This is a genomic window from Sunxiuqinia dokdonensis, assembly GCF_001270965.1.
Lineage (GTDB): Bacteria > Bacteroidota > Bacteroidia > Bacteroidales > Prolixibacteraceae > Sunxiuqinia > Sunxiuqinia dokdonensis.
In genome coordinates, this window is sequence record NZ_LGIA01000148.1 from 32,013 (window position 1) to 53,309 (window position 21,297).

Sequence of the window (21,297 nt, forward strand, 5' to 3'; positions counted from 1 at the left end):
ATTGAAGGGGAGGGCCTGTCAAAATGAACAAATCAAAGTTTTAAATATTTCAGTATTTTTAGCCGCTGAACAAAATTTTAGAGATATGGACCGTCTTTTTGTTCTGTTGGGGAGCGAATTTAGTTATCAGAAATTTCTTCCTTTAATGAATGATTTGCAAGAGATAAACTTCTCGTGTTTTAGTAGCTATGATCTGGTTGTAAAAGCCATTGCTCATACTACTCCAACTGCGATTTTGATTCATGCGTCTGATTATTTTCAGATTATTTCGGGTTCAAAACAGAATGATATAAACGCTTTGGATGTTCCAAAAATTATTGTGGGCGGAACAACAAACCCTGATATTCTATCAGGTGCGCAAACGCACTTTTTGCCTGAGAGTTTTACTGATGCCCGGTTTCTTTCCTTGTTCAATGATGAGATTTTGAAAAGGCCGGTTGCGGTCCATTCAGCAAAAATTCTTGATTTAATCATTCATCACATTCCCATTGCCCTTTTCTGGAAAGATAAAAATTTGAATTACCTGGGCTGTGACCAGATATTTTGTAACGATCGGGGTTTTAGTAGTCCGGCCGATGTGGTTGGCCTCACCGATTTTGATTTGTATCCCGCTGATGTAGCTGCAAACAACAGGAACATGGATAAAGAGGTCATCCGGTCGGGCAGGCCGTTGTTGAATTACGAAGACGAGGAGGTTACTGCGAGTGGCGATGTTGATATTTTGCGTAAAAGTAAAATTCCGGTGAAAGATTCTACTGGAGAAGTGATTGCGGTTATGGGGCTGTACGAGCGGATTACCGATCAGGTTCAAATTCAAAAGAGCTTAAAGGATGAACAGCATTTCTTGCAAATGTTGATGGATAATATTCCGGATACAATTTATTTTAAAGATCGGGATTCGAATTTTCTCAGGATCAACAAATCTCAGGCACAGACCATTGGGTTGAATGATCCGGAGGCTGCCACTGGGAAATCGGATTTCGACTTTTTCGATATGGATCATGCCCGGCAAGCTTTTTTAGACGAGCAGGAGCTCATGAAAAATGGAAAACCGTTGATCAATAAGTTGGAGTATATTAAAACGGCCACTGGACATCGGTATGTTACTGCATCCAAAATTCCTTTGAAAGACGAAACCGGTGCCTGCATCGGTTTGGTTGGACTTAGCCGCGACGTGACTGCGGAACATTTATTCAAACAAGAACTCAGGCATGAGCAAGAGCTTTTGAAGTCACTGATGGATAATATTCCAGACAGGATTTATTTTAAAGACACGCAGTCTCGATTTGTTAGAATTAATAAAGCCCATTTTACATCGTTTGGAATCGAAGATGAACAGGAAATTATAGGGAAAACCGATTTTGACTTTTTCCCGAAGGAGATTGCAGAGGATTTGTACGCACGGGAAAGAGCTGTTCTTAAAACCGGGATCCCGCAAATTAACGACATTGAGAAGACAATTAATCCGGATGGTTCTACCGTGTGGTCTTCTGTTACAAAAGTGCCAATTAGGAACGACCAAGGAGAGGTAATAGGGCTTGTCGGCATATCGCGTGACGTTACCAAAGAGGAATTGGCCAGGCAAGAGTTAAATCGAGCCAAGGAAAAGGCCGAATATGCCAATCGAGCCAAGAGCCTGTTTTTGGCCAATATGTCACATGAGATCAGAACGCCAATGAACGGAGTGATTGGCATGGCCGACATTTTAAAACGCACCGATCTTGTTCCTTTCCAACGAGACTATTTGGACGTTATCATTAAATCAGGGCAAACCCTGCTGTCGATTATTAATGATATTTTGGATTTTTCAAAAATCGAATCCGGGAAAATGGAGTTGGAGTTTGCTCCTGTAAATATTCGCACCGTTGTTGAAGAGGTGGCCGATGTGCAGATTATCCAGGCCAATGAAAAATCACTCGACTTTTTAACCTATGTTGACCCGAATATTCCCGAATATATTTCTGGAGATTATGTGCGATTGAAGCAAGTCATTACGAACCTATCCAACAATGCGGTCAAGTTTACGGCCAAAGGAGAGGTGTGCGTATCGGCTGAATTGGTTCAGACAATAGGTGACGAGCACGAGTTGCTGTTTGCCGTCAAGGATTCTGGGATCGGCATCCCCAAAGTTCATCAGGACAAATTATTTCAGTCGTTTAGCCAGGTCGACAGTTCCACTACCCGGAAGTTTGGCGGTACTGGATTGGGCTTGGCGATTTGCCAGAAACTGGTGGCGGCCATGGGCGGAAAAATCGAACTAAAAAGCGAAGCGGGTCAGGGAGCTGAATTTTCATTTCGCTTGAAATTTAAAGAAACAAAAGGCAAGAATAATTCCTTTAGGCTGAAAAGTGTTTCATTCGAAAACTTACACGCCTTGGTTGTTGATGATAACAAGACGAACCGAAACATTTTCAGGGAATATCTTGAAAGTTGGAAAGTGAATGTTCATGAGGCATCTGGCGGTGACGAAGCGTTGGCCGAAATTGCCAGGTTGAGGGACAAGGGCATTTCGCTTGATTTTGCGCTGTTGGATTTTCAAATGGCCGAGATGGATGGTATTGAGCTGGCCCGAAGGTTCAGAGAAATTTGTGATCTCAAATCACTTCGAATAATTATGGTTTCATCAGTCACCGATGCCATTAACCGCAACGATTTATCAGGATCTGATTTTGATTTTTACCTGAACAAACCAGTGAAGTTGCAACAGCTGTACCAAGTTATTGCTTCGGTGATGGGTAAACCCAAAAGTAAGGAGAAAATACATCAGGAGATTGAAGTGCTGAAGTCCGATTTACAGCACAAGCGGATTCTGATTGTTGAAGACAACCCGGTGAATATGAAAGTAGCCTTGCATTCGATCGATGGAATTTGCCCTAATATTACTTTGGCCTATGACGGAAAACAAGCTGTTGAAGAGTTTCAGAAGGAACAGGTTGACTTTATTTTGATGGATATACAAATGCCAGTACTGAACGGCATAGAAGCGACCAAACAGATCCGGGAAATCGAAAGGCAGAGCAATGTCACAAGTCCGGTAAAGATTATTGCCATGACTGCCAACACCATGAAGGAGGATGTTGAATATTGTTTGGAAATCGGAATGGATGCTTTTCTTGCAAAGCCTTTTCGGGTTGACGACCTGATGGAGGTGCTTAATTTTGATTAGTGAAAAGATCCAATCGTCTGAATTACAAGCCCGAATCCTGTATTAAAAGCTGAGTGAATGCCAGCCATCTTTTAAATAGTCGCTTAGCTCTTCGCCCATGCCTTTAACGTCAATATTCATTTTTTCGAACTGAGCGGTCACGCCATACGTATCGGTGCAGCGTTTGCAGGCTTCTACCTGAACTCCCAATTCTTGCATGGCTTTGATTTTGGTCTGAAGCATTGGGTTTTCGCTCAGCAATTTAGCCGATGGACCCCAAACGACCAACACCACCTGTTCAAACCAGCTATTTTTTTTGGCGGCTTCGGTATACATGAGGCAAACTTTCTCGGCCACTTCAGGATCGCCGCTTGTCCATAAAACCACAATCTTATTCGTGTTTGTATTCATCTTCAATTAAAGTTTTGGAAATCAGTTAAAATCGAAAGTCAATCTCATGGTCAGTTTTCCTCCATCCATTTTTGCAGAACTAAATTGATTTGGCATTGATTGAGGGCCGAGATTGTCCGGGCCCTTAAATTTTGTTCCAATGGCGTTAATTCCGTGAAGAAAAGAGATATCTCCAGCCGGATACTCCAGTTTCGTTCTTGCTGGTGCTGCGGGTTCGTCGGGTGTAAGCATACGCAGGAAAATGTCGTTGCTGCGCACATACACAGTAAATCCTAAATTGTCCTTTCCTTCAATTTCAGCCCAATAGACTTCAGAATGATACCCTTTAAACTCCGGATAAATGAAGCCTGATTCGCCGGTTATCGTGTTGTTGTATGCCTTTTCCCACAGTCCGAAGTTCACACCTTTCATCCGGTTTTTGTACACGCGGTAAGGTCCATTGCCCAGCCATTTCATCCCGGCGACATTGTCTTCAGGAAAATCGAACGTGATTCCGGCAAACTGACTGCGGCCCGTCGGTTCGTAAGCCACTTCCAAATCAACGAGTCCATGGCCATCAATCGTCCATTTCGCGTAGTCGGCGTTTTCATAGGTCACTTCAATTCGTAAATTATTATCTACGAATGAAGTGCTAAAATGCTTCACCGTTTTTTCGCGACTTACGAACAATGGCCCGTTAGACAGCGGAATTAGTTGCCCTTGCTTTTTTATTTCGGTGATGGTGCCATTCGTTTTTTCGAATGAAATGGTGATCTCGCCGGCGGTGACCGTCAGATCTGAATCTGTTTCGTCAAGCGTGGGTTTTAATGCGGAAGTTTCAGTCAGAAGTTCCTGCGCTTTCACTTGCGCTTTTTTTACCGGCCAGGTCCAGGTGTTTATGTGCCGTCCGTGGGGATCAACCGCCGTTATTCGGAGCGCGTCAAGCGCTTGCCAGTTGGCCGGCAATTTCACCTGCATTTGACTTTTGTTACCCGGAGCGAGATTAAGTTTAAGCTTTTCTGTCGAGTCAATAATCTCAGTAATCCTTTGGCCCGGACCAGAAAAACTGACCCACTCAGCAGCGAAGGAGCACTGGCTGAGGTCGGTGAAAAAATAACGGTTTTCGATGTTGAAAACACCGTTGAAATTTGGTGTGATGTAACGCTTTTCAAATTGAATGGGCGCCCAGATCTCTTTAATGGTGAAAAAACTGCCTTCCCTTTCGTTATATGGCCCAAGAATTCCGTCGGGAGCATGGTTGCCATCGCTGTCCAACTCGTTGTCGCCGTCGGTGCGTTCAACCGACTCATCGGCAAAAACCCACAGGAAGCCACCGGCGCAAAGCGGGTCGTTCCACATCCTGAGCCAGTAATCATCCAGCCCGGCGCCATGCCCACCGTCGTACAAGCCATGCAGAAATTCTGTGGGAAAATAAATTTTTCGCTTGCTGAATCCGTCCAGCGACAAATAGTCGTAGTCGATGTAGTGCAAGGTGTTGGTCATTTCGTAATCCTGCCATGGATGAATGACGATTCGTTGCTGAATGTCCAGCTCGGCAAAGTCGTCGTTCAAGCTGTTGTTTTCACCGCCTTCATTCCCGTTGGCCCAAATAATGACTGATGGATGATTCACGTCGCGGGCAATCATTTCTTCCAATAATTTTCGACCCACCACGTCGTCGTATGATGGTTTTTGCCAGGCCGTAAGCTCGTCAATAACCACCAGTCCAAGCGAGTCGCACACTTCCAGAAAATGCTTGTCGGGCGGATAATGCGACATGCGCACGGCGTTCATGTTCATGTCTTTCATGAGATTAACAGCGGTGATGCTCAAGTCTTTTGATGATGTTCGCCCAAATTTGGGATGAAAGGTGTGGCGGTTTACGCCCTGCATTTTTATTTTCACGCCATTCAAATATATGCCATCGCTTTCGCGCACTTCAACGGTGCGGAAACCAATGCGCTCGGTGTGCCGGTGAATCACCTGCTTGTTTTTATCCAAAAGATTGAAAACAGCTTGGTACAAGTTCGGAAACTCCGGCGACCAGGTTTGCGGATTGTTAAAGGTTCCGGAGACCCGCGAAACGTGACCCGTTATGTCTGACCTAAATGAAGCTTCTGTTTCGCCCGCCAGGGTTTGAATATCGATCCGGATTTGTGATGCATTTTTTGCATTCGTAAGGTAAACATCCGCCTTGAAATCGCCATTGGCTTGTGCGCCAATGGCAACACGATGAATATTTGTTTTCGGTTTTGCTTCCAGAAAAACGGGACGGAAAATACCGCCAAAAATCCAGAAATCGGCTTTACGTTCGGCCAGGCTAACGGATTCGTTGTCGGAATGTTTTTTAACAAACACTTCAAGCTGGTTTTCCTGGCCAATATTGAGCAGTTTGGTAATGTCGTACCTGAACTGGTAAAAAGCTCCCTGGTGAATTGGTCCCGCCAGTTTTCCATTAATTTTCACTTCGGCATCCGTCATCACCCCGTCAAAAACAATCGCGATTTCCTTATCTTTCCAGCTTTTAGGGATATTGAACCGGTAGCGATAGCGCCCGGTTTCGTTCATCCGTTTTTCGAAAGGAACGTGCCCGTAATCGTAACTGCCAAAGCCTTGCTGTTCCCAACACGACGGAACCGGGATGCTGGTCCATTCACCCGAGTTCTGGCCTTCAGAACAATAAAAGTCCCAATTCACGGTGTTTTCGGCACCGGTACCTGACAAATAGATTGTTTCGGTTTGTTGCGCCATTGTAGATAGGGAAAGTAGGACGAGTGAGAGTAGTGTGAACAGTTTCATGCGAAATGGTTTAGGTTTTCAGTACAATTACGCCCGAAAGCGAGTGCATGCAAGATAAAGAAATTATTGCTCTCACGGAATTTGGACCGAGCTAAATTGGATATTGCCATGCCTCAATCCCTCAATCCTTCATCCCTTCAATTTGTGAATCGGGATCAGGTCGAATTCGCCGTAAGGAAGCTCGTGTTCTTTTAGAAATTCCTTATTTAGCATGAACAGTTGGCTGTTGAATTTGTCTTGGGGAAAGGTATTTTCGGGCGTGAAGTCGTCATCGTCGAACTCGGTAAAGTTCAGTTCGCAAGCCGACAATTCCCATTGGTCATCATTCATAAAAAGGAGTGGCAAGCCATGTGTTCGGCAAATTACGGGGCGGTGTTCGTAAATCTGGCAGGCGTGATCTTTCAGGAAAATGCAACTGCCGTCAACTGATTCCTGCATCTCCACAGGTTGGTCCTTTAGCGCTTGTTTTATCGCCTCAAATTCGATGGGAAATACTTGGTAGTCCATGCAACACAAGTCGCAGCCCTTCTTGCAGGCGAGATGTTTTTGATGCGTGGTGGAAAGTTTGTCTGTTAGTTGATCGACCTGCTTCCGGAATTGGTGGTATTTTTTTTCTGAATCTGTCATGGTTCTGAACTTCGGGGCAAAGGTAGGAAAAATTGGGCAGCGCATTAAAACCGGGTTGAAACACGCTGGTTCACTGTTAACAAATCCGCCTTATTATTCACAATCATCGGTTTTCAGAATCATTCGAATGTTTCTTCCTGAGGAATTTTTATCTTTGTGGCGTGTTATATAACATATCACTTAATCATTAACCGATTCAACATGATTTTATTCTTCAAGACCCTTCAAGGCAGCATCATTGCTGTTCAAACCACTGTTTCTTTTTCCGACGAAGACATTCAAAAACTGAACTGGTTGCTTGGTGAAGCTACCCTGGTTGCGCAAGACAAACTAAGCGGTTTTTTTGTTGGCCCCCGAAAAGAAATAATTACACCCTGGAGTACCAATGCGGTTGAAATTACCCAAAATATGGGACTCGAAGGCATTGTGCGCATGGAAGAGTTTGTTGAAGTGCCGGACCGTTCGGCAGGTTACGACCTCATGTTGAAACGTTTGTACCAGGATTTGGATCAGGCGATTTTCACCATCAACAAAAAGCCGGAGCCCATCCTCGAAATCGACGATATTGCCGCATACAACAACCAGGAAGGGCTGGCCTTAAGCGAAGATGAAATTGACTATCTGAATTCGGTGGCCGAAAAAATGGGCCGCAAGCTCACCGACGGCGAAGTGTTTGGCTTTTCGCAGGTGAACTCGGAGCATTGCCGTCATAAAATTTTCAACGGAACTTTTGTGATTGACGGGGTGGAGCAGGAGATGTCGCTCTTTCAAATGATTAAGAAAACATCGAAAGAAAATCCCAATAAAATTGTTTCGGCCTACAAAGACAACTGCTCGTTTGTGCAGGGGCCTGTAGTGGAGCAATTTGCACCCAAAACGCAGGATAAGCCAGACTTTTTCGAAGTAAAAGATATCGAAACCGTGCTTTCACTGAAAGCCGAAACGCATAACTTTCCAACCACTGTTGAGCCGTTTAACGGAGCAGCAACCGGAACAGGCGGTGAAATTCGCGACCGGATTGCCGGCGGAAAAGGCAGTTTGCCCATTGCGGGAACTGCGGTTTATATGACTTCGTATCCGCGCACCGAAGATGCCCGCAGCTGGGAACAGGCCACCGAAGAACGCCCGTGGCTGTACCAAACACCCGAAGAAATTCTGATCAAAGCCTCGAACGGAGCCAGCGACTTTGGCAACAAGTTTGGCCAGCCGCTGATTACTGGTTCGGTACTCACCTTTGAGCATTTCGAAAATTACAAGAAATACGGTTACGACAAAGTGATCATGCTGGCCGGTGGTATTGGCTTTGGTGCCAAAAAAGACAGCCTGAAAGATAAGCCGGGCATTGGCGACAAAGTGGTGCTACTGGGTGGCGACAACTACCGCATCGGAATGGGTGGCGGCGCAGTGTCGTCGGTAGCTACCGGCGAATTTGAAAATGCCATTGAGCTGAACGCCGTGCAGCGGGCCAATCCCGAAATGCAAAAGCGGGCCTACAATGCCATTCGTGCGCTGGCGGAATCGGACGACAATCCCATCATCTCTATTCATGACCACGGTGCCGGCGGCCACCTGAACTGTCTGTCGGAGTTGGTTGAGGAAACCGGCGGAAAGATCGACACCAGCAAGTTGCCGGTTGGCGATCCTACCTTGTCGCAAAAAGAAATCATTGGCAACGAATCGCAGGAGCGCATGGGCCTGGTGATGCGCGAGAAGCATGTGGATTTGCTCAGGAAAATCGCTGATCGCGAACGGGCGCCCATGTATGTGATTGGTGAAACAACCGGCGATATGCAGTTCACCTTCGAGAATTCGAAAACCGGTGAAAAACCAATCGACTGGCAGTTGGCCTATATGTTTGGAAATCCGCCGAAAACAGTTTTGACTGATACGACGGAAAAAGCCAATTTTGCCGACTTGGCTTACGATCAAGCTCAAATTGAAACGTATTTGGAAGACGTGCTTCAACTGGAAGCTGTTGCCTGTAAAGACTGGTTGACCAACAAGGTGGACCGCTCAGTAACCGGACGCATTGCCAAGCAGCAGGGAGCCGGTAAACTGCACCTTCCTTTAAATAATGTTGGCGTGATTACGCTGGACTACCAGGGCAAAAGTGGTTTTGCCACCACCATTGGTCATGCGCCGGTTGCCGGAATGATCAATGCTGAAAGTGGTTCCATTCTTTCGATCGCCGAATCGCTCACGAACCTGATTTGGGCACCCATGCCGGATCAAATGAAAAGCGTTTCGCTGAGCGCCAACTGGATGTGGCCGGCAAAAAATGCCGGCGAAAATGCACGGATTTACAAGGCGGTGAAAGCCGCCAGCGATTTTGCCTGCGCTTTGGGAATCAATATTCCAACGGGAAAAGACTCCATGTCGATGACCCAGAAGTACAAGGACGATGTGGTTTATTCGCCGGGAACGGTGATCATCTCCGCTTCGGGCGAAGTGACGGACGTGAAGAAAGTCGTGGAGCCGGTGGCGGTCAATGATACCAGCAAACCACTTTACTATATTGATTTGTCGTCGACTCCGCTGGTTTTGGGTGGAAGTGCCTTCGGGCAAATCATCAATAAGCTGGGACAGGATGCGCCAACCGTGGCTGATCCTGCTTACTTTTTGAAGGCGTTTAATGCCGTTCAGGAGTTGATTGAAGACGAATTGATTTTGGCCGGTCACGATGTGGCTTCGGGCGGTTTGATTACCACTTTGCTGGAAATGTGTTTCAGTGATAATGAGACTGGCTTGCGTTTAGACTTGACCGGCTTGGGTGAAGCGGATTCGGCCAAGGTGTTCTTCAATGAAAACCCGGGAATCGTGATTCAGGCAGCCGATGCGGAAACACTCGAGTCCCGTTTAAATGTGGCCGGTGTGCGCTTCGTCAAAATTGGCCAACCTGCCGGGAAACGTGCTTTCTCGGTTAAGAACTTCAACGCTGAATTTGACTTGGATATCGATTCCCTGCGCGAGTTGTGGTTCAAATCATCATACCTGATGGACCGCAAGCAGAGTGGGGAAGAACTGGCCCTGGAGCGTTTCAAAAATTACAAGCGAAATGAGCTGCATTACGATTTCAAAAACTTCACCGGAAAAGCAGGCGACTATGGCATTGATTTGAATCGTCGCACGTCAAGTGGAATTAAAGCGGCCATCATCCGCGAGAAAGGGGTGAATGGTGATCGTGAAATGGCTTACATGATGTACCTGGCTGGTTTGGATGTGAAAGATGTCCACATGACTGACTTGATTTCGGGACGTGAAACACTGGAAGATGTTAACCTGATTGTGTTTGTTGGTGGCTTTTCAAACTCCGATGTTTTAGGCTCAGCCAAAGGATGGGCCGGCGCTTTCAAATACAATGAGAAAGCCCGCGTTGCTTTGGAAAACTTCTACAAGCGAAATGATACGCTTAGCCTTGGTGTTTGCAATGGTTGCCAGTTAATGGTTGAACTTGGCCTGCTTTATCCGGAGCATGAACAGATGCCGAAGATGCTACACAACGAGTCGCACAAGTTCGAATCGGCTTTCGTGAATGTGGAGATTGCCGAAAATGACTCGGTCATGCTGAAGTCGATGGCCGGCATGAAGCTGGGGGTTTGGATCGCCCACGGCGAAGGGAAATTCAGCTTGCCATACAGCGAAGATCAATATCATATTCCATACAAATACAGTTACGATTTTTATCCCGGAAACCCGAATGGTTCGGATTACAATACGGCTTCCATTTGCTCGAAAGATGGTCGTCACCTGGTCATGATGCCGCATCTGGAGCGTGCATTCAAACCTTGGCACTGGCCGTATTATCCGGCTGACCGCAAGAAAGACGAAGTGGCACCGTGGATCGAAGCTTTTGTAAACGCACGGGAATGGATCAAAAAGAATAAACAATAAGAAACAAAAAGGCTCTCATTTTGGGAGCCTTTTTTCATGCCGATATAATTTCGCGAACCATCCAATCGAAATTCAGAAGATGCATTGATGTGCGGTGATTTTGCTGTTGAATTTGCCGTGGGATTATTTGTGATGGGGCAGTGTTGCTCAACTGCTTCGAAATTATGGGTTAACCCTTGTCGTGGTCAGCTAATAATACTTATCTTTGCAGCCTGAAAATAAAACGCACAAATCAATACGGATGATTAAAATAACATTACCAGATAACAGTGTTCGCGAGTTTGAAAGTGGAATTACCGGACTGGAAATCGCGAAAGCAATCAGTAACCGGTTGGCAAAAGATGTGTTGGCCATTTCGGTTAACGGCTCGGTTTGGGATTTGAACCGGCCCATTTCTGACGATGCCAGCATAAACCTACACACTTGGGATGACCGCGAAGGAAAGGAAACTTTCTGGCACTCGTCGGCTCACCTGATGGCCGAAGCAATCGAAAGTTTTTATCCGGGAACCAAATTTGGAATCGGGCCTACTGTTGACACCGGCTTTTATTACGACATTGATTTGCCCGCAGGAAAGCAGCTTTCAGAAAAAGACCTGGAGAAGATTGAGCAAAAAATGATTGAACTGGCTCGTCAGAAAAATGAGCTGGTTCGTCAGGATATTTCGAAAGAAGATGCCTTGCGCATGTTCACCGAAAAAGATGATGAGCTGAAGCAGGAACTGATCAGTGAATTGGAAGACGGAACAATAACTCTGTACAACCAGGGTAACTTTACAGACCTATGTCGTGGGCCGCACTTGCCTAACACTGGCTATGTAAAAGCGGTTAAACTAACATCGATTGCAGGCGCATACTGGCGTGGCGATAAAAAAAATAAAATGCTGACCCGAGTGTACGGCGTAACCTTTCCAAAACAAAAAATGCTGGAGGAGTACCTGGTGATGCTGGAAGAAGCCAAAAAACGCGACCACCGGAAGATTGGCAAGGAAATGGAGCTGTTTACTTTCTCGCAGGAAGTGGGACAGGGCTTGCCCATGTGGCTGCCCAAAGGAGCCATGCTTCGTCAGCAGTTAGAGGATTTCTTGAAAAAAGTACAAAAGAAATTCGGCTACGAGCAGGTGATCACACCACACATTGGCGATATCAATTTATACAAAACGTCCGGCCACTATGCCAAATACGGTGCCGATTCGTTCCAAACGATAAAAACTCCCGCCGAAGGCGAAGAGTACATGCTAAAGCCGATGAACTGTCCGCACCACTGCGAGCTGTATAAGTTCAAGCCTCGTTCGTACAAAGACTTACCCGTGCGCATGGCCGAGTTTGGAACCGTTTACCGTTACGAGCAAAGTGGCGAGTTGCACGGTTTGACGCGCGTTCGCGGATTTACTCAAGATGACGCACACATCTATTGCCGTCCCGACCAGCTGAAAGACGAATTTAAAAAGGTGATCGATATTATCTTCATCATTTTCAAAGCATTGAATTTTGAAGATTATACAGCACAGATATCCTTGCGCGACCCGAACAAACCCGAGAAGTACATCGGATCGACCGAAAACTGGGACAAAGCAGAACAAGCCATTATTGAAGCAACCCAGGAAAAAGGTTTGAGAACAACCACTGTTTTGGGAGAAGCGGCATTTTACGGGCCAAAACTGGATTTTATGATTAAAGATGCTTTGGGCCGCAGCTGGCAGCTGGGAACCATTCAGGTAGATTACAACCTGCCTGAGCGGTTTAAGCTCGAATACATTGGTTCTGACGATAACCGTCACCGCCCGGTCATGATTCACCGCGCACCCTTTGGATCAATGGAACGTTTTGTGGCTGTTTTAATTGAACATACCGCCGGAAAATTTCCTTTATGGTTAACACCGGAGCAGGTAGTTATTCTGCCCATAAGCGAAAAGTATAATGAATATGCAGAAAATCTTTCAAGTTTTCTAAATAATTCCGATATTCGCAGCTTAATTGACGACCGGAATGAAAAGATCGGTCGTAAAATCCGGGATAACGAGTTAAAACGTATCCCGTATTTGTTAATAGTGGGTGAAAAAGAAGCAGAATCGGGTATGGTCGCAGTGCGAAAGCAGGGCGAGGGAGACCAGGGAACGATGACCAAGGAAGAGTTTGCTGAATTCATCAACAAGGAAGTGAAAGAACAATTAGCATCATTTTATAACTAAAAAGAATAGGAGGTTTTTCTTATCGCAATAAAAAAACGCCCATATCGAGGAGGAAGAAGAGTGGACACTGCTCCACAGCACAACATCAATCAGCGTATACGTGCTCAGCAGGTACGCTTAGTTGGTGATAACATTGAAAATCAAGGCGTATATCCGTTGTCGGAAGCATTAAGAATGGCTGATGAAATGGAGTTGGACTTGGTTGAAATTTCACCCAACGCAGATCCTCCGGTTTGTAAAGTTATAGATTACAAGAAGTTTCTTTATCAGCAAAAAAAGAAACAAAAAGAAATGAAAGCCAAAGCCGTGCAGGTGGTGGTTAAGGAAATTCGGTTTGGGCCGAATACCGACGATCACGATTTTGAGTTTAAGCTGAGGCATGCTGAGAAATTCTTAAAAGAAGGAGCTAAAGTAAAAGCTTATGTGTTCTTTAAAGGTCGGTCGATTTTATTTAAAGAGCAAGGTGAAATTTTGCTTTTACGGTTTGCCACCGAGTTGGAAGATCTCGGAAAGGTAGAGCAGTTGCCCCGCCTGGAAGGAAAAAGAATGACCATGTTTATTACACCTAAAAAGAAGAAGTAACATTCTTCGAATATAAAAATTAGAAAGATGCCAAAAATGAAGACGAAATCCGGTGCAAAAAAGCGGTTTAAATTAACCGGCTCCGGAAAACTGAAAAGGAAGCACGCTTATAAAAGTCACATCCTGACTAAAAAAGGCACAAAGCAAAAAAGAAACCTGACCTATTGGGGAACGGTTGCCAAGTCGGATGAGAAAAATGTGAAGCTGATGCTTAACATGAAGTAATTCAATCCTTTTCAAAATTATTAAGAGTATATAACAGAGGGAATTAGCTGTAAAGATCCGGTAGCTGCCGGACGCTAACCGCTCATAAATCGAAGATTATGCCAAGATCAGTAAATCACGTAGCATCTCGGGCTCGTAGAAAAAAAATCCTCAAGCAAACAAAAGGCTATTGGGGTGCCCGTAAAAACGTTTGGACAGTAGCAAAAAACGCTCACGAAAAAGCATTGGTTTATGCTTACCGTGACCGGAAAACAAAAAAGAGAAACTTCCGCGCATTGTGGATTCAACGTATTAACGCTGCAGCACGCCAGGAAGGACTAAGTTATTCTCAGTTAATCGGCTTGTTGAAAAAGAACAACATTGAAATCAACCGTAAAGTATTAGCTGATTTAGCGTTGAACCAGCCTGAAGCTTTCAAAGCTGTAGTTGGAAAAGTAAAGTAAGTAGGAATTACAGGTGAAATAAACATGAATTAAAAAACCTCGCAATTTGCGAGGTTTTTTTGTGCCTTTTTTTACAGAACAATCCATTGGTTATTTTTGGCACTGGCCACAATCCCGTCGATGGCGGTCATGTTTCCAACAGCGTCTGAAAGTGGCGTGGGGACTTCCTCGTTGCGTAGGATGGCATGCGCAAAGGCATCGGCCTGCAAAGTGTATTGATCAACCGCATCAAAAACAAACGATTCGGTCTTCTCCCGGGTTCGTAGTGTAATCTGGCTCGGTTCGTTTGGAGGTGCATTCACGGGTATTTCAATTTGGATGTGCCCGTGGTCTCCAAAAATATTGGCCTGCTGAAAGGGCATAAGCTGCGTGGAACACGTAAATGTGGCACTTTTTCCAGCTGAAAACTGTAACATTCCTGAACTAAGCCGGTCGGTTTTCATGACGGGATCAAAATCCATCTGTCCGGCCACTTTTACAGGTTCTTCATCAAAAATAAACCGGGGGAAAGAAACACAGTAACAGCCAATGTCCATCAAGGCGCCGCCTCCAATATCGGCTTTATTTCTGATGTTTTCAGGGTCGACATTGTAGTACGAGAAGAAGGACTGAACCAGGCTAACCTGCCCAATCTTTCCCGATTGAACCAGCTCCCGCGTTTTTTCCCATTGCGGATGGAAGCGATACATGAAAGCTTCCATTACTTTGAGGCCTGGGTATTTTTTTGCGGCCTCAACCAGAGCTTTGGCTTCGTCGGCATTCATGCCAATCGGTTTTTCGCAAAGCACGTGTTTTCCGGCTTCCAAAGCCTTCATGGTCCAGTAAACATGCAAATGGTTGGGTAGTGGGTTATAAATGGCATCAATATCCGGATCCGACAGCAGTTCTTCATATGATGCGTAGCGTTTGGCAATACCCAGCGCATCTGCCACTTCGTTGGCGCGCGAAATCTTACGCGAAGCAATGGCCTCCACACGACAAAAGTTGCCTTTTTGGATGGCCGGAATCACTTTCTGAACGCCAATCTTTGCCGTGCTTAAAATACCCCATCTAATTTTTGTTGTCATAAGTTTATTGTTTGATTTCTAATATTGACTTTGCTTCTCGTGTTGCGATGACAAGTTATGGAAAAAGGGAAGGGTTTAAAAGTATTTCGCAGAGATGTTTTTCGGAGTTGATCAAAATAGCTTCGGCTGTATTATCTGTCCATTAACAGCTGGATGGATGTGTTTATTCAGAATAATTTCGAACAGTTTGACTGTTGCCAAAGCATCGCCGCCAGCCCGGTGCCGGCCATCGATCCGGATTTGTAAATCATCACAAAGTTTGCCAAGCGAATAGGACGAATGTCCGGGGAGGTATTTGCGGCTCAACTTGACCGTGCACATGGTTTTGCGCTTGTACTCGTAGCCCAGCCGCCGGTATTCCTGTTGGACAAAACGGTAGTCGAAGCTGGCATTGTGGGCCACAAAGGTCGTTCCCTGGGTGAGTTCAACCACTTTTTTGGCCACCTGATAAAACTTTGGAGCATCGGCCACCATGTGGTTGTCAATACCGGTTAGTTTTGTAATGAAATACGGTATGTGGCACTCCGGGTTGATTAAACTCACAAACGAATCAACCACCTGAGTTCCGTTGTGAACATAGATGGCGATTTCGGTAATTTTTCCGTTCTGCGCACTTTGGCCGGTCGTCTCGATATCAACAATACTAAACAAGTTATCCTCTTTTTTTGGTGAAAATAATAAAAATGCCTTAGCTTTATTAAAAATTAAAATTTAATGATTCGGCGGGATTCTTGGCACGGCGCATTTAAACGTTTAAAATGTTTGTGCTTTTTGTCTGTCTGGCATGATTAAATTTGAAAATAGATAACATCTTTAACCATTCACTTAATTACTTACACTATGAAACGAATAATTGTTTTGTCTTTTTTCCTTTGCATTGGAATGATGCTTCACGCACAAACTGCAGAAAAGAAATGGGCGGTTGGTCTTGGTGGTGGCGCCTATTACGGAAATTCGAAGGAAGGTACTGGTTTGATTACCGAGTTCTACTTTAGCAGGTATCTAAATCCATCGTTTGATTTGATGCTGCTGAATAATTTCGGCCTGGCCAATACCGAAGTCACCAATACTTTGGATTTTAGCAGTACTTTTTTGAATTTGAGATATAAGTTGAATAATGGCTATATCTTTCAGGAAGAAAGCAAGGTGCAGCCCTATTTGTATGGTGGCCCGGGTTATATTTTCGATAACTCAACCGAAGGGGTCAACTGGGATGCCGGCTTAGGATTTAAGTTCCCGCTAAGTTCAAGTGTTGCCCTCTTTGTGGAGGGAGGTTTTGTTGAAGGCTTGCGTGGCGAAAAAGCTGTGGAAGAAGGCACTTATACCGAAAGCTTCTGGAAAGGTGTTGGAGGTATTGAAATCAGCTTTGGCGGCTCGAAGGACGCCGACATGGATGGCGTACCAGACAGAAAAGATGATTGCCCAAATACACCGGAGGGTGTTGCTGTTGATGCACGTGGCTGCCCAATTGATACTGATGGTGATGGTGTGCCTGACTATAAGGATGATTGTCCGACGGAAGCCGGAGAAATTGCTTTGGACGGTTGTCCTGACCGGGACGGTGATGGCGTAGCCGACAAAGATGACGATTGTCCGGATACTCCGGGAGTAAAAGCGCTGAAAGGTTGTCCGGATAGCGATGGTGATGGCGTAGCCGACAAGGATGACAAATGTCCGGATACGCCTCAAGGCTATAAAGTTGATTCAAAAGGTTGCCCGATTGACAGCGATGGCGACGGCTTGGTCGATGAAGAAGATGATTGTCCGACCCAAGCCGGGCCAGTTGAAAACAAAGGTTGTCCGTTGTCCAAAGCCGAATTTGATAATTTGCTGTTCGACTTTGACAAAAGCACATTGAAACCTGCTGCCATGGAGGAACTGAACAGTTTGATTGAAGCGATGAAAGAGAATCCGGAATTGAGAGTTAGTCTTTACGGACATGCTGACGAAATAGGGACCGCAGCTTACAATATGAAGCTTTCTGAAGCCAGGGCTAAAGCAGCAAGGCAGTACTTAGTTGACCATGGTATCGCTCCCGAACGAATTGCAACCGTTCAGTGGTATGGATTGTCGAAGCCCATTGCTCCGAACGATACTGAAGCTGGCCGTGCAAAGAACCGAAGGGTGGAGATAAAAGAAGATAAATAGGCATCACTTAAAAATGATCTTGATTGAAAGGGCTCTGCGAAAGCAGGGCTCTTTTTTTTCGGTTGAATAAAGAGTCCGCTTTTCAGGGAGAAACTATTATCTTTGCGGTTCAAAAAATGGCCGACATCACAAATTAATTTTTTATTCATGCTGGTTTTTTTCGCATGATAAATTTTCTTCAAAAACGACATTAAAATAATTCACAGAGCTTATGAATATTGACCAAATTATAAAGAGTAAAATTGTTGAGGCTGTTCAGGCGCTTTACGGACAAACAATCCAAGCGGATTCAGTTCAAATTCAAAATACCCGAAAAGATGTTGAAGGTGATATGACTGTGGTCGTTTTTCCTTTCCTGAGGATTTCCCGAAAATCACCGGAACAAACAGCAACCGAACTGGGGGAATACCTGAAATCCCATGTTGGGGCGGTGGACGATTTTTTGGTCGTCAAAGGCTTTCTGAATTTGCTGATTTCAAAAGCATACTGGGTAACAGTTTTGGAGGATGCTGCCAATAATCAAGAATTTGGGCTGACTCCGGCCAACGAAAATTCGCCCTTGGTTATGGTCGAGTATTCATCGCCCAATACCAATAAACCCTTACACCTGGGCCACATTCGAAATAACTTGTTGGGTTATTCAATTGGCGAAATCATAAAAGCCAACGGCAACAATCTGGTCAAGACCAATATTGTAAACGATCGTGGAATTCATATCTGCAAATCCATGTATGCCTGGCAAAAATGGGGCGAAGGAAAAACACCTGAAAATACAGGCGTGAAAGGCGATCACCTGGTTGGCGATTTTTATGTGTTATTCGATAAACATTACAAAGCAGAAATCAGTGAGTTGATGGCTAGTGGACTGAGCAAGGAAGAGGCCGAACAACAGGCCCCATCTATTGTTGCGGCGCGCGAAATGCTGCTGAAATGGGAAGCCCGCGATCCGGAAGTGATTAAGCTTTGGGAAATGATGAACCAGTGGGTGTACGATGGTTTCGACATCACCTACAAGGAACTGGGTGTTGATTTTGACAAAATTTACTACGAGTCGGATACCTACCTGGTTGGTAAAGAAGAAGTTTTGCGAGGGTTGAAGGAAGGCCTGTTTCATCAGCGCGAAGACCAGTCCGTTTGGGCCGATTTGACCGCAGATGGCTTGGATGAAAAAATACTTTTACGCAGCGACGGAACTTCGGTGTATATGACCCAGGACATTGGAACCGCCAAGTTGCGTTTCAATGACTACAAAATTGACAAAATGATTTATGTGGTTGGAAATGAGCAAAATTATCATTTTCAGGTCTTGTCGGTTTTGTTGGATAAACTTGGTTTCGATTGGGGTAAAGGGCTGCACCACTTTTCATATGGAATGGTGGAACTTCCTCATGGGAAAATGAAATCACGCGAAGGAACCGTTGTCGATGCGGACGATTTAATGGCCGAAATGGTTGATGTCGCCCGAAGAACCTCTGAAGAGTTGGGAAAACTCGAAGGCTATTCGGATGACGAATTGGCCGAAACATACAAAACAATTGCTTTGGGAGCCTTAAAATATTTCATGCTGAAAGTAGATCCCAAAAAGAACATGCTTTTTAACCCGGAAGAATCGATCGATTTTAACGGAAATACCGGACCTTTTATTCAGTACACCTATGCTCGTATCCGCTCGGTGATTCGGAAGGCCGAAGCCAGCGGTATTCAGGTGACAAAAAAGCTGGATGTCGCCCTGTCAATTTCAGAAAAAGAGCAGGAGCTGATTAAGTCTCTGTCGCTTTTTCCGGCGGCAGTTAAAGAAGCAGGGGATACTTACAGTCCGGCAATTATTGCCAATTACATTTATAGCCTGGTGAAGGAATTTAACCAGTTTTATCACGATCATTCCATACTGGGAGAGCAGGACGAAGCGATTCGTAATTTTAGGTTGGTGTTGTCGCAAACCATCGCGAATGTTGTGAAATCGGGAATGAACTTGTTGGGAATTCGTGTGCCGGAACGCATGTAAAAAAGGAAATGAAAAAAAGGGGGTCAAAATTGACCCCCAGATTTCTACAAAATTGCGATTCGTGAAAAAGGGACTTTATTTTCTCGTTGACACAAGCAGTCTTTGTGTTCTCTAACTAAAACTGCCCGTTCATAACTTGTGAGCGAATTGATGTATTGAATTCTTTCAGGTAAACTTAACTGTCGGATGTTTTTGTAAGCACAGGTCTCGATTTCCTCTCTCATCGGACATCCAAAAACAAGTCCGTAGTAATATGAATTATCTTCTTTCATCTTCCCCTACGTTTAATCGATTTGTGCACCAAAAGAACTCACAACTGTTTATTCTGTTTTACAGAAAAAGGTAACCCCTTAAATCAATCTTTTTTAATGAAATTTTAAAATTTGCCTTTATTTTATTTTTGTATTTTTGCTGACACTTGAAAATAAATCCATAAGCTTACGAATATGTTTGAGAATTTGAATGAAAAGCTGGAACGGTCGTTTCAGTTGCTCAAAGGACAGGGACGAATCACCGAAATTAATATAGCCGAAACTTTAAAGGAAGTGCGTCGCGCATTGCTCGATGCCGATGTCAACTTTAAGATCGCCAAGTCATTTACCGAGACTGTTAAGGAAAAGGCGCTGGGACAGGATGTTTTGTCGGCTGTGAAGCCTGGCGAAATGATGGTCAAGATCGTACACGACGAACTGGCTGTACTCATGGGTGGTAAGTCTGTTGACATTAACCTGACCGGAAATCCAACGGTTATTTTGATTGCCGGCTTGCAAGGTTCGGGTAAAACCACCTTCTCCGGTAAACTGGCCAAATTAATTAAAAGCAAGCGTGGAAAACATCCGCTATTGGTGGCCGGTGACGTGTATCGTCCGGCAGCGATCGACCAGTTGAAAGTTTTGGGCGGACAAATCGATGTGCCGGTTTATACCGAAGAAGGCAGTAAAGAGCCCGTGAAGATTGCCCAGGCCGCAATAAAACATGCCAAAGCCAATGGACACGATGTGGTCATCATTGATACAGCGGGTCGATTGGCGGTGGACGAAGAAATGATGAAGGAAATTAGTGCGGTAAAACAAGCGGTTTCTCCTCACGAAATTCTGTTTGTGGTCGATTCCATGACCGGGCAGGATGCGGTTAACACAGCGAAAGAGTTTAACGACCGCTTGAACTTTGACGGTGTCGTGCTGACCAAACTTGATGGTGACACGCGCGGTGGAGCTGCGTTGTCTATTCGCACCGTGGTTGACAAGCCAATCAAGTATGTTGGTACCGGCGAGAAAATGGAGGCTTTGGACGTGTTTCACCCGGAGCGGATGGCCGATCGTATTTTGGGAATGGGTGACATTGTTTCGCTCGTTGAAAAAGCCCAGGAGCAGTTTGATGCCGATGAAGCGCGCAAACTGCAAAAGAAACTGGCCAAAAATCAATTCAATTTTGACGATTTCCTGAAACAGATTCAGCAAATCAAAAAAATGGGAAACATTAAAGATCTGGCCGCGATGATTCCTGGTATGGGAAAAGCCCTGAAGAATATGGATATAGACGATGATGCTTTTAAGCATATCGAAGCAATTATTCATTCGATGACCCCGGCTGAGCGCGATGATCCTTCTTTGCTGAACGGATCGCGCAGAAAACGTATAGCCAATGGCGCAGGAACCGACATTCAGGAAGTGAACCGACTGATCAAACAGTTTTCTGAAACAAGAAAAATGATGAAAATGGTTTCGCAAGGGAAAAACATGGGACGCATGATGGGAAACTTACCAAGACGATAAAACCTGTAA

General features: G+C 45.0%; 14 protein-coding genes. 9 read left to right on the forward strand and 5 right to left on the reverse strand.

The window, feature by feature from the left end; genetic code table 11:
• Window positions 1–85 precede the first annotated feature (85 nt).
• Window positions 86–3,166 (forward strand): PAS domain-containing protein, encoded by a 3,081-nt coding sequence (locus tag NC99_RS09080; protein WP_053182627.1) that lies wholly within the window; start codon window positions 86–88, stop codon window positions 3,164–3,166.
• A 42-nt stretch (window positions 3,167–3,208) separates the two neighbouring features.
• Here NC99_RS09080 and NC99_RS09085 read toward each other — a convergent pair whose 3' ends face one another.
• From NC99_RS09085 to NC99_RS09095, 3 genes are all read right to left on the reverse strand, one after another.
• Window positions 3,209–3,556: a DsrE family protein gene (locus tag NC99_RS09085; protein WP_053182631.1), complete on the reverse strand. Its 348-nt coding sequence runs from the start codon at window positions 3,554–3,556 to the stop codon at window positions 3,209–3,211.
• 21 nt (window positions 3,557–3,577) lie between these two features.
• Window positions 3,578–6,334, reverse strand: a complete 2,757-nt coding sequence (locus NC99_RS09090; protein ID WP_053182634.1) for a glycoside hydrolase family 2 — start codon at window positions 6,332–6,334, stop codon at window positions 3,578–3,580.
• Window positions 6,335–6,463: 129 nt separating this feature from the next.
• Window positions 6,464–6,961, reverse strand: a complete 498-nt coding sequence (locus NC99_RS09095) for a YkgJ family cysteine cluster protein (RefSeq protein WP_053182637.1) — start codon at window positions 6,959–6,961, stop codon at window positions 6,464–6,466.
• A gap of 201 nt (window positions 6,962–7,162) precedes the next feature.
• Between NC99_RS09095 and purL the strand changes: the two genes are divergently transcribed.
• From purL to rplT, 5 genes are all read left to right on the forward strand, one after another.
• Window positions 7,163–10,852: a phosphoribosylformylglycinamidine synthase gene (gene purL, locus NC99_RS09100; RefSeq protein WP_053182640.1), complete on the forward strand. Its 3,690-nt coding sequence runs from the start codon at window positions 7,163–7,165 to the stop codon at window positions 10,850–10,852.
• Between the two features lie 241 nt (window positions 10,853–11,093).
• Window positions 11,094–13,043, forward strand: coding sequence for a threonine--tRNA ligase (gene thrS, locus NC99_RS09105; protein ID WP_053182645.1), 1,950 nt, complete (start codon window positions 11,094–11,096; stop codon window positions 13,041–13,043).
• 60 nt (window positions 13,044–13,103) lie between these two features.
• Window positions 13,104–13,625 carry a translation initiation factor IF-3 gene (gene infC / locus NC99_RS09110; protein WP_082326394.1) on the forward strand — a complete coding sequence of 174 codons (522 nt, stop codon included), beginning with the start codon at window positions 13,104–13,106 and terminating at the stop codon, window positions 13,623–13,625.
• Window positions 13,626–13,661: 36 nt separating this feature from the next.
• Window positions 13,662–13,850 (forward strand): 50S ribosomal protein L35, encoded by a 189-nt coding sequence (rpmI, locus tag NC99_RS09115; RefSeq protein ID WP_449450983.1) that lies wholly within the window; start codon window positions 13,662–13,664, stop codon window positions 13,848–13,850.
• Window positions 13,851–13,948: 98 nt separating this feature from the next.
• The gene (rplT, locus tag NC99_RS09120) at window positions 13,949–14,293 is read left to right on the forward strand and encodes a 50S ribosomal protein L20 (protein ID WP_053182655.1); all 345 of its coding nucleotides are present in this window, start codon (window positions 13,949–13,951) and stop codon (window positions 14,291–14,293) included.
• Between the two features lie 71 nt (window positions 14,294–14,364).
• Here rplT and NC99_RS09125 read toward each other — a convergent pair whose 3' ends face one another.
• The gene (locus NC99_RS09125) at window positions 14,365–15,360 is read right to left on the reverse strand and encodes a Gfo/Idh/MocA family protein (RefSeq protein ID WP_053182658.1); all 996 of its coding nucleotides are present in this window, start codon (window positions 15,358–15,360) and stop codon (window positions 14,365–14,367) included.
• A gap of 111 nt (window positions 15,361–15,471) precedes the next feature.
• Window positions 15,472–16,011, reverse strand: coding sequence for a 3'-5' exonuclease (locus NC99_RS09130; RefSeq protein ID WP_053182661.1), 540 nt, complete (start codon window positions 16,009–16,011; stop codon window positions 15,472–15,474).
• Window positions 16,012–16,200: 189 nt separating this feature from the next.
• Between NC99_RS09130 and NC99_RS09135 the strand changes: the two genes are divergently transcribed.
• The 3 genes from NC99_RS09135 to ffh all read left to right on the forward strand — a co-directional run bounded on the left by NC99_RS09135 (window position 16,201) and on the right by ffh (window position 21,288).
• Complete coding sequence (locus tag NC99_RS09135) at window positions 16,201–17,508, forward strand: OmpA family protein (protein WP_053182664.1); 1,308 nt, start codon at window positions 16,201–16,203, stop codon at window positions 17,506–17,508.
• Window positions 17,509–17,719: 211 nt separating this feature from the next.
• A complete protein-coding gene (argS, locus tag NC99_RS09140) occupies window positions 17,720–19,513 on the forward strand; it encodes an arginine--tRNA ligase (protein WP_053182667.1) in 1,794 nt (597 codons plus the stop codon).
• A gap of 446 nt (window positions 19,514–19,959) precedes the next feature.
• Window positions 19,960–21,288: a signal recognition particle protein gene (gene ffh, locus NC99_RS09145; protein ID WP_053182668.1), complete on the forward strand. Its 1,329-nt coding sequence runs from the start codon at window positions 19,960–19,962 to the stop codon at window positions 21,286–21,288.
• The last annotated feature ends 9 nt before the right edge of the window (window positions 21,289–21,297 follow it).

Excerpts from the sequence above, each read along its gene's own strand:
- purL (WP_053182640.1), top strand. The coding sequence starts at position 7,163 with ATGATTTTATTCTTCAAGACCCTTCAAGGCAGCATCATTGCTGTTCAA.
- NC99_RS09135 (WP_053182664.1), top strand. The coding sequence starts at position 16,201 with ATGAAACGAATAATTGTTTTGTCTTTTTTCCTTTGCATTGGAATGATG.
- NC99_RS09095 (WP_053182637.1), bottom strand. The coding sequence starts at position 6,961 with ATGACAGATTCAGAAAAAAAATACCACCAATTCCGGAAGCAGGTCGAT.
- rpmI (WP_449450983.1), top strand. The coding sequence starts at position 13,662 with ATGAAGACGAAATCCGGTGCAAAAAAGCGGTTTAAATTAACCGGCTCC.
- NC99_RS09090 (WP_053182634.1), bottom strand. The coding sequence starts at position 6,334 with ATGAAACTGTTCACACTACTCTCACTCGTCCTACTTTCCCTATCTACA.
- thrS (WP_053182645.1), top strand. The coding sequence starts at position 11,094 with ATGATTAAAATAACATTACCAGATAACAGTGTTCGCGAGTTTGAAAGT.
- NC99_RS09085 (WP_053182631.1), bottom strand. The coding sequence starts at position 3,556 with ATGAATACAAACACGAATAAGATTGTGGTTTTATGGACAAGCGGCGAT.
- NC99_RS09080 (WP_053182627.1), top strand. The coding sequence starts at position 86 with ATGGACCGTCTTTTTGTTCTGTTGGGGAGCGAATTTAGTTATCAGAAA.
- NC99_RS09125 (WP_053182658.1), bottom strand. The coding sequence starts at position 15,360 with ATGACAACAAAAATTAGATGGGGTATTTTAAGCACGGCAAAGATTGGC.
- ffh (WP_053182668.1), top strand. The coding sequence starts at position 19,960 with ATGTTTGAGAATTTGAATGAAAAGCTGGAACGGTCGTTTCAGTTGCTC.
- argS (WP_053182667.1), top strand. The coding sequence starts at position 17,720 with ATGAATATTGACCAAATTATAAAGAGTAAAATTGTTGAGGCTGTTCAG.
- rplT (WP_053182655.1), top strand. The coding sequence starts at position 13,949 with ATGCCAAGATCAGTAAATCACGTAGCATCTCGGGCTCGTAGAAAAAAA.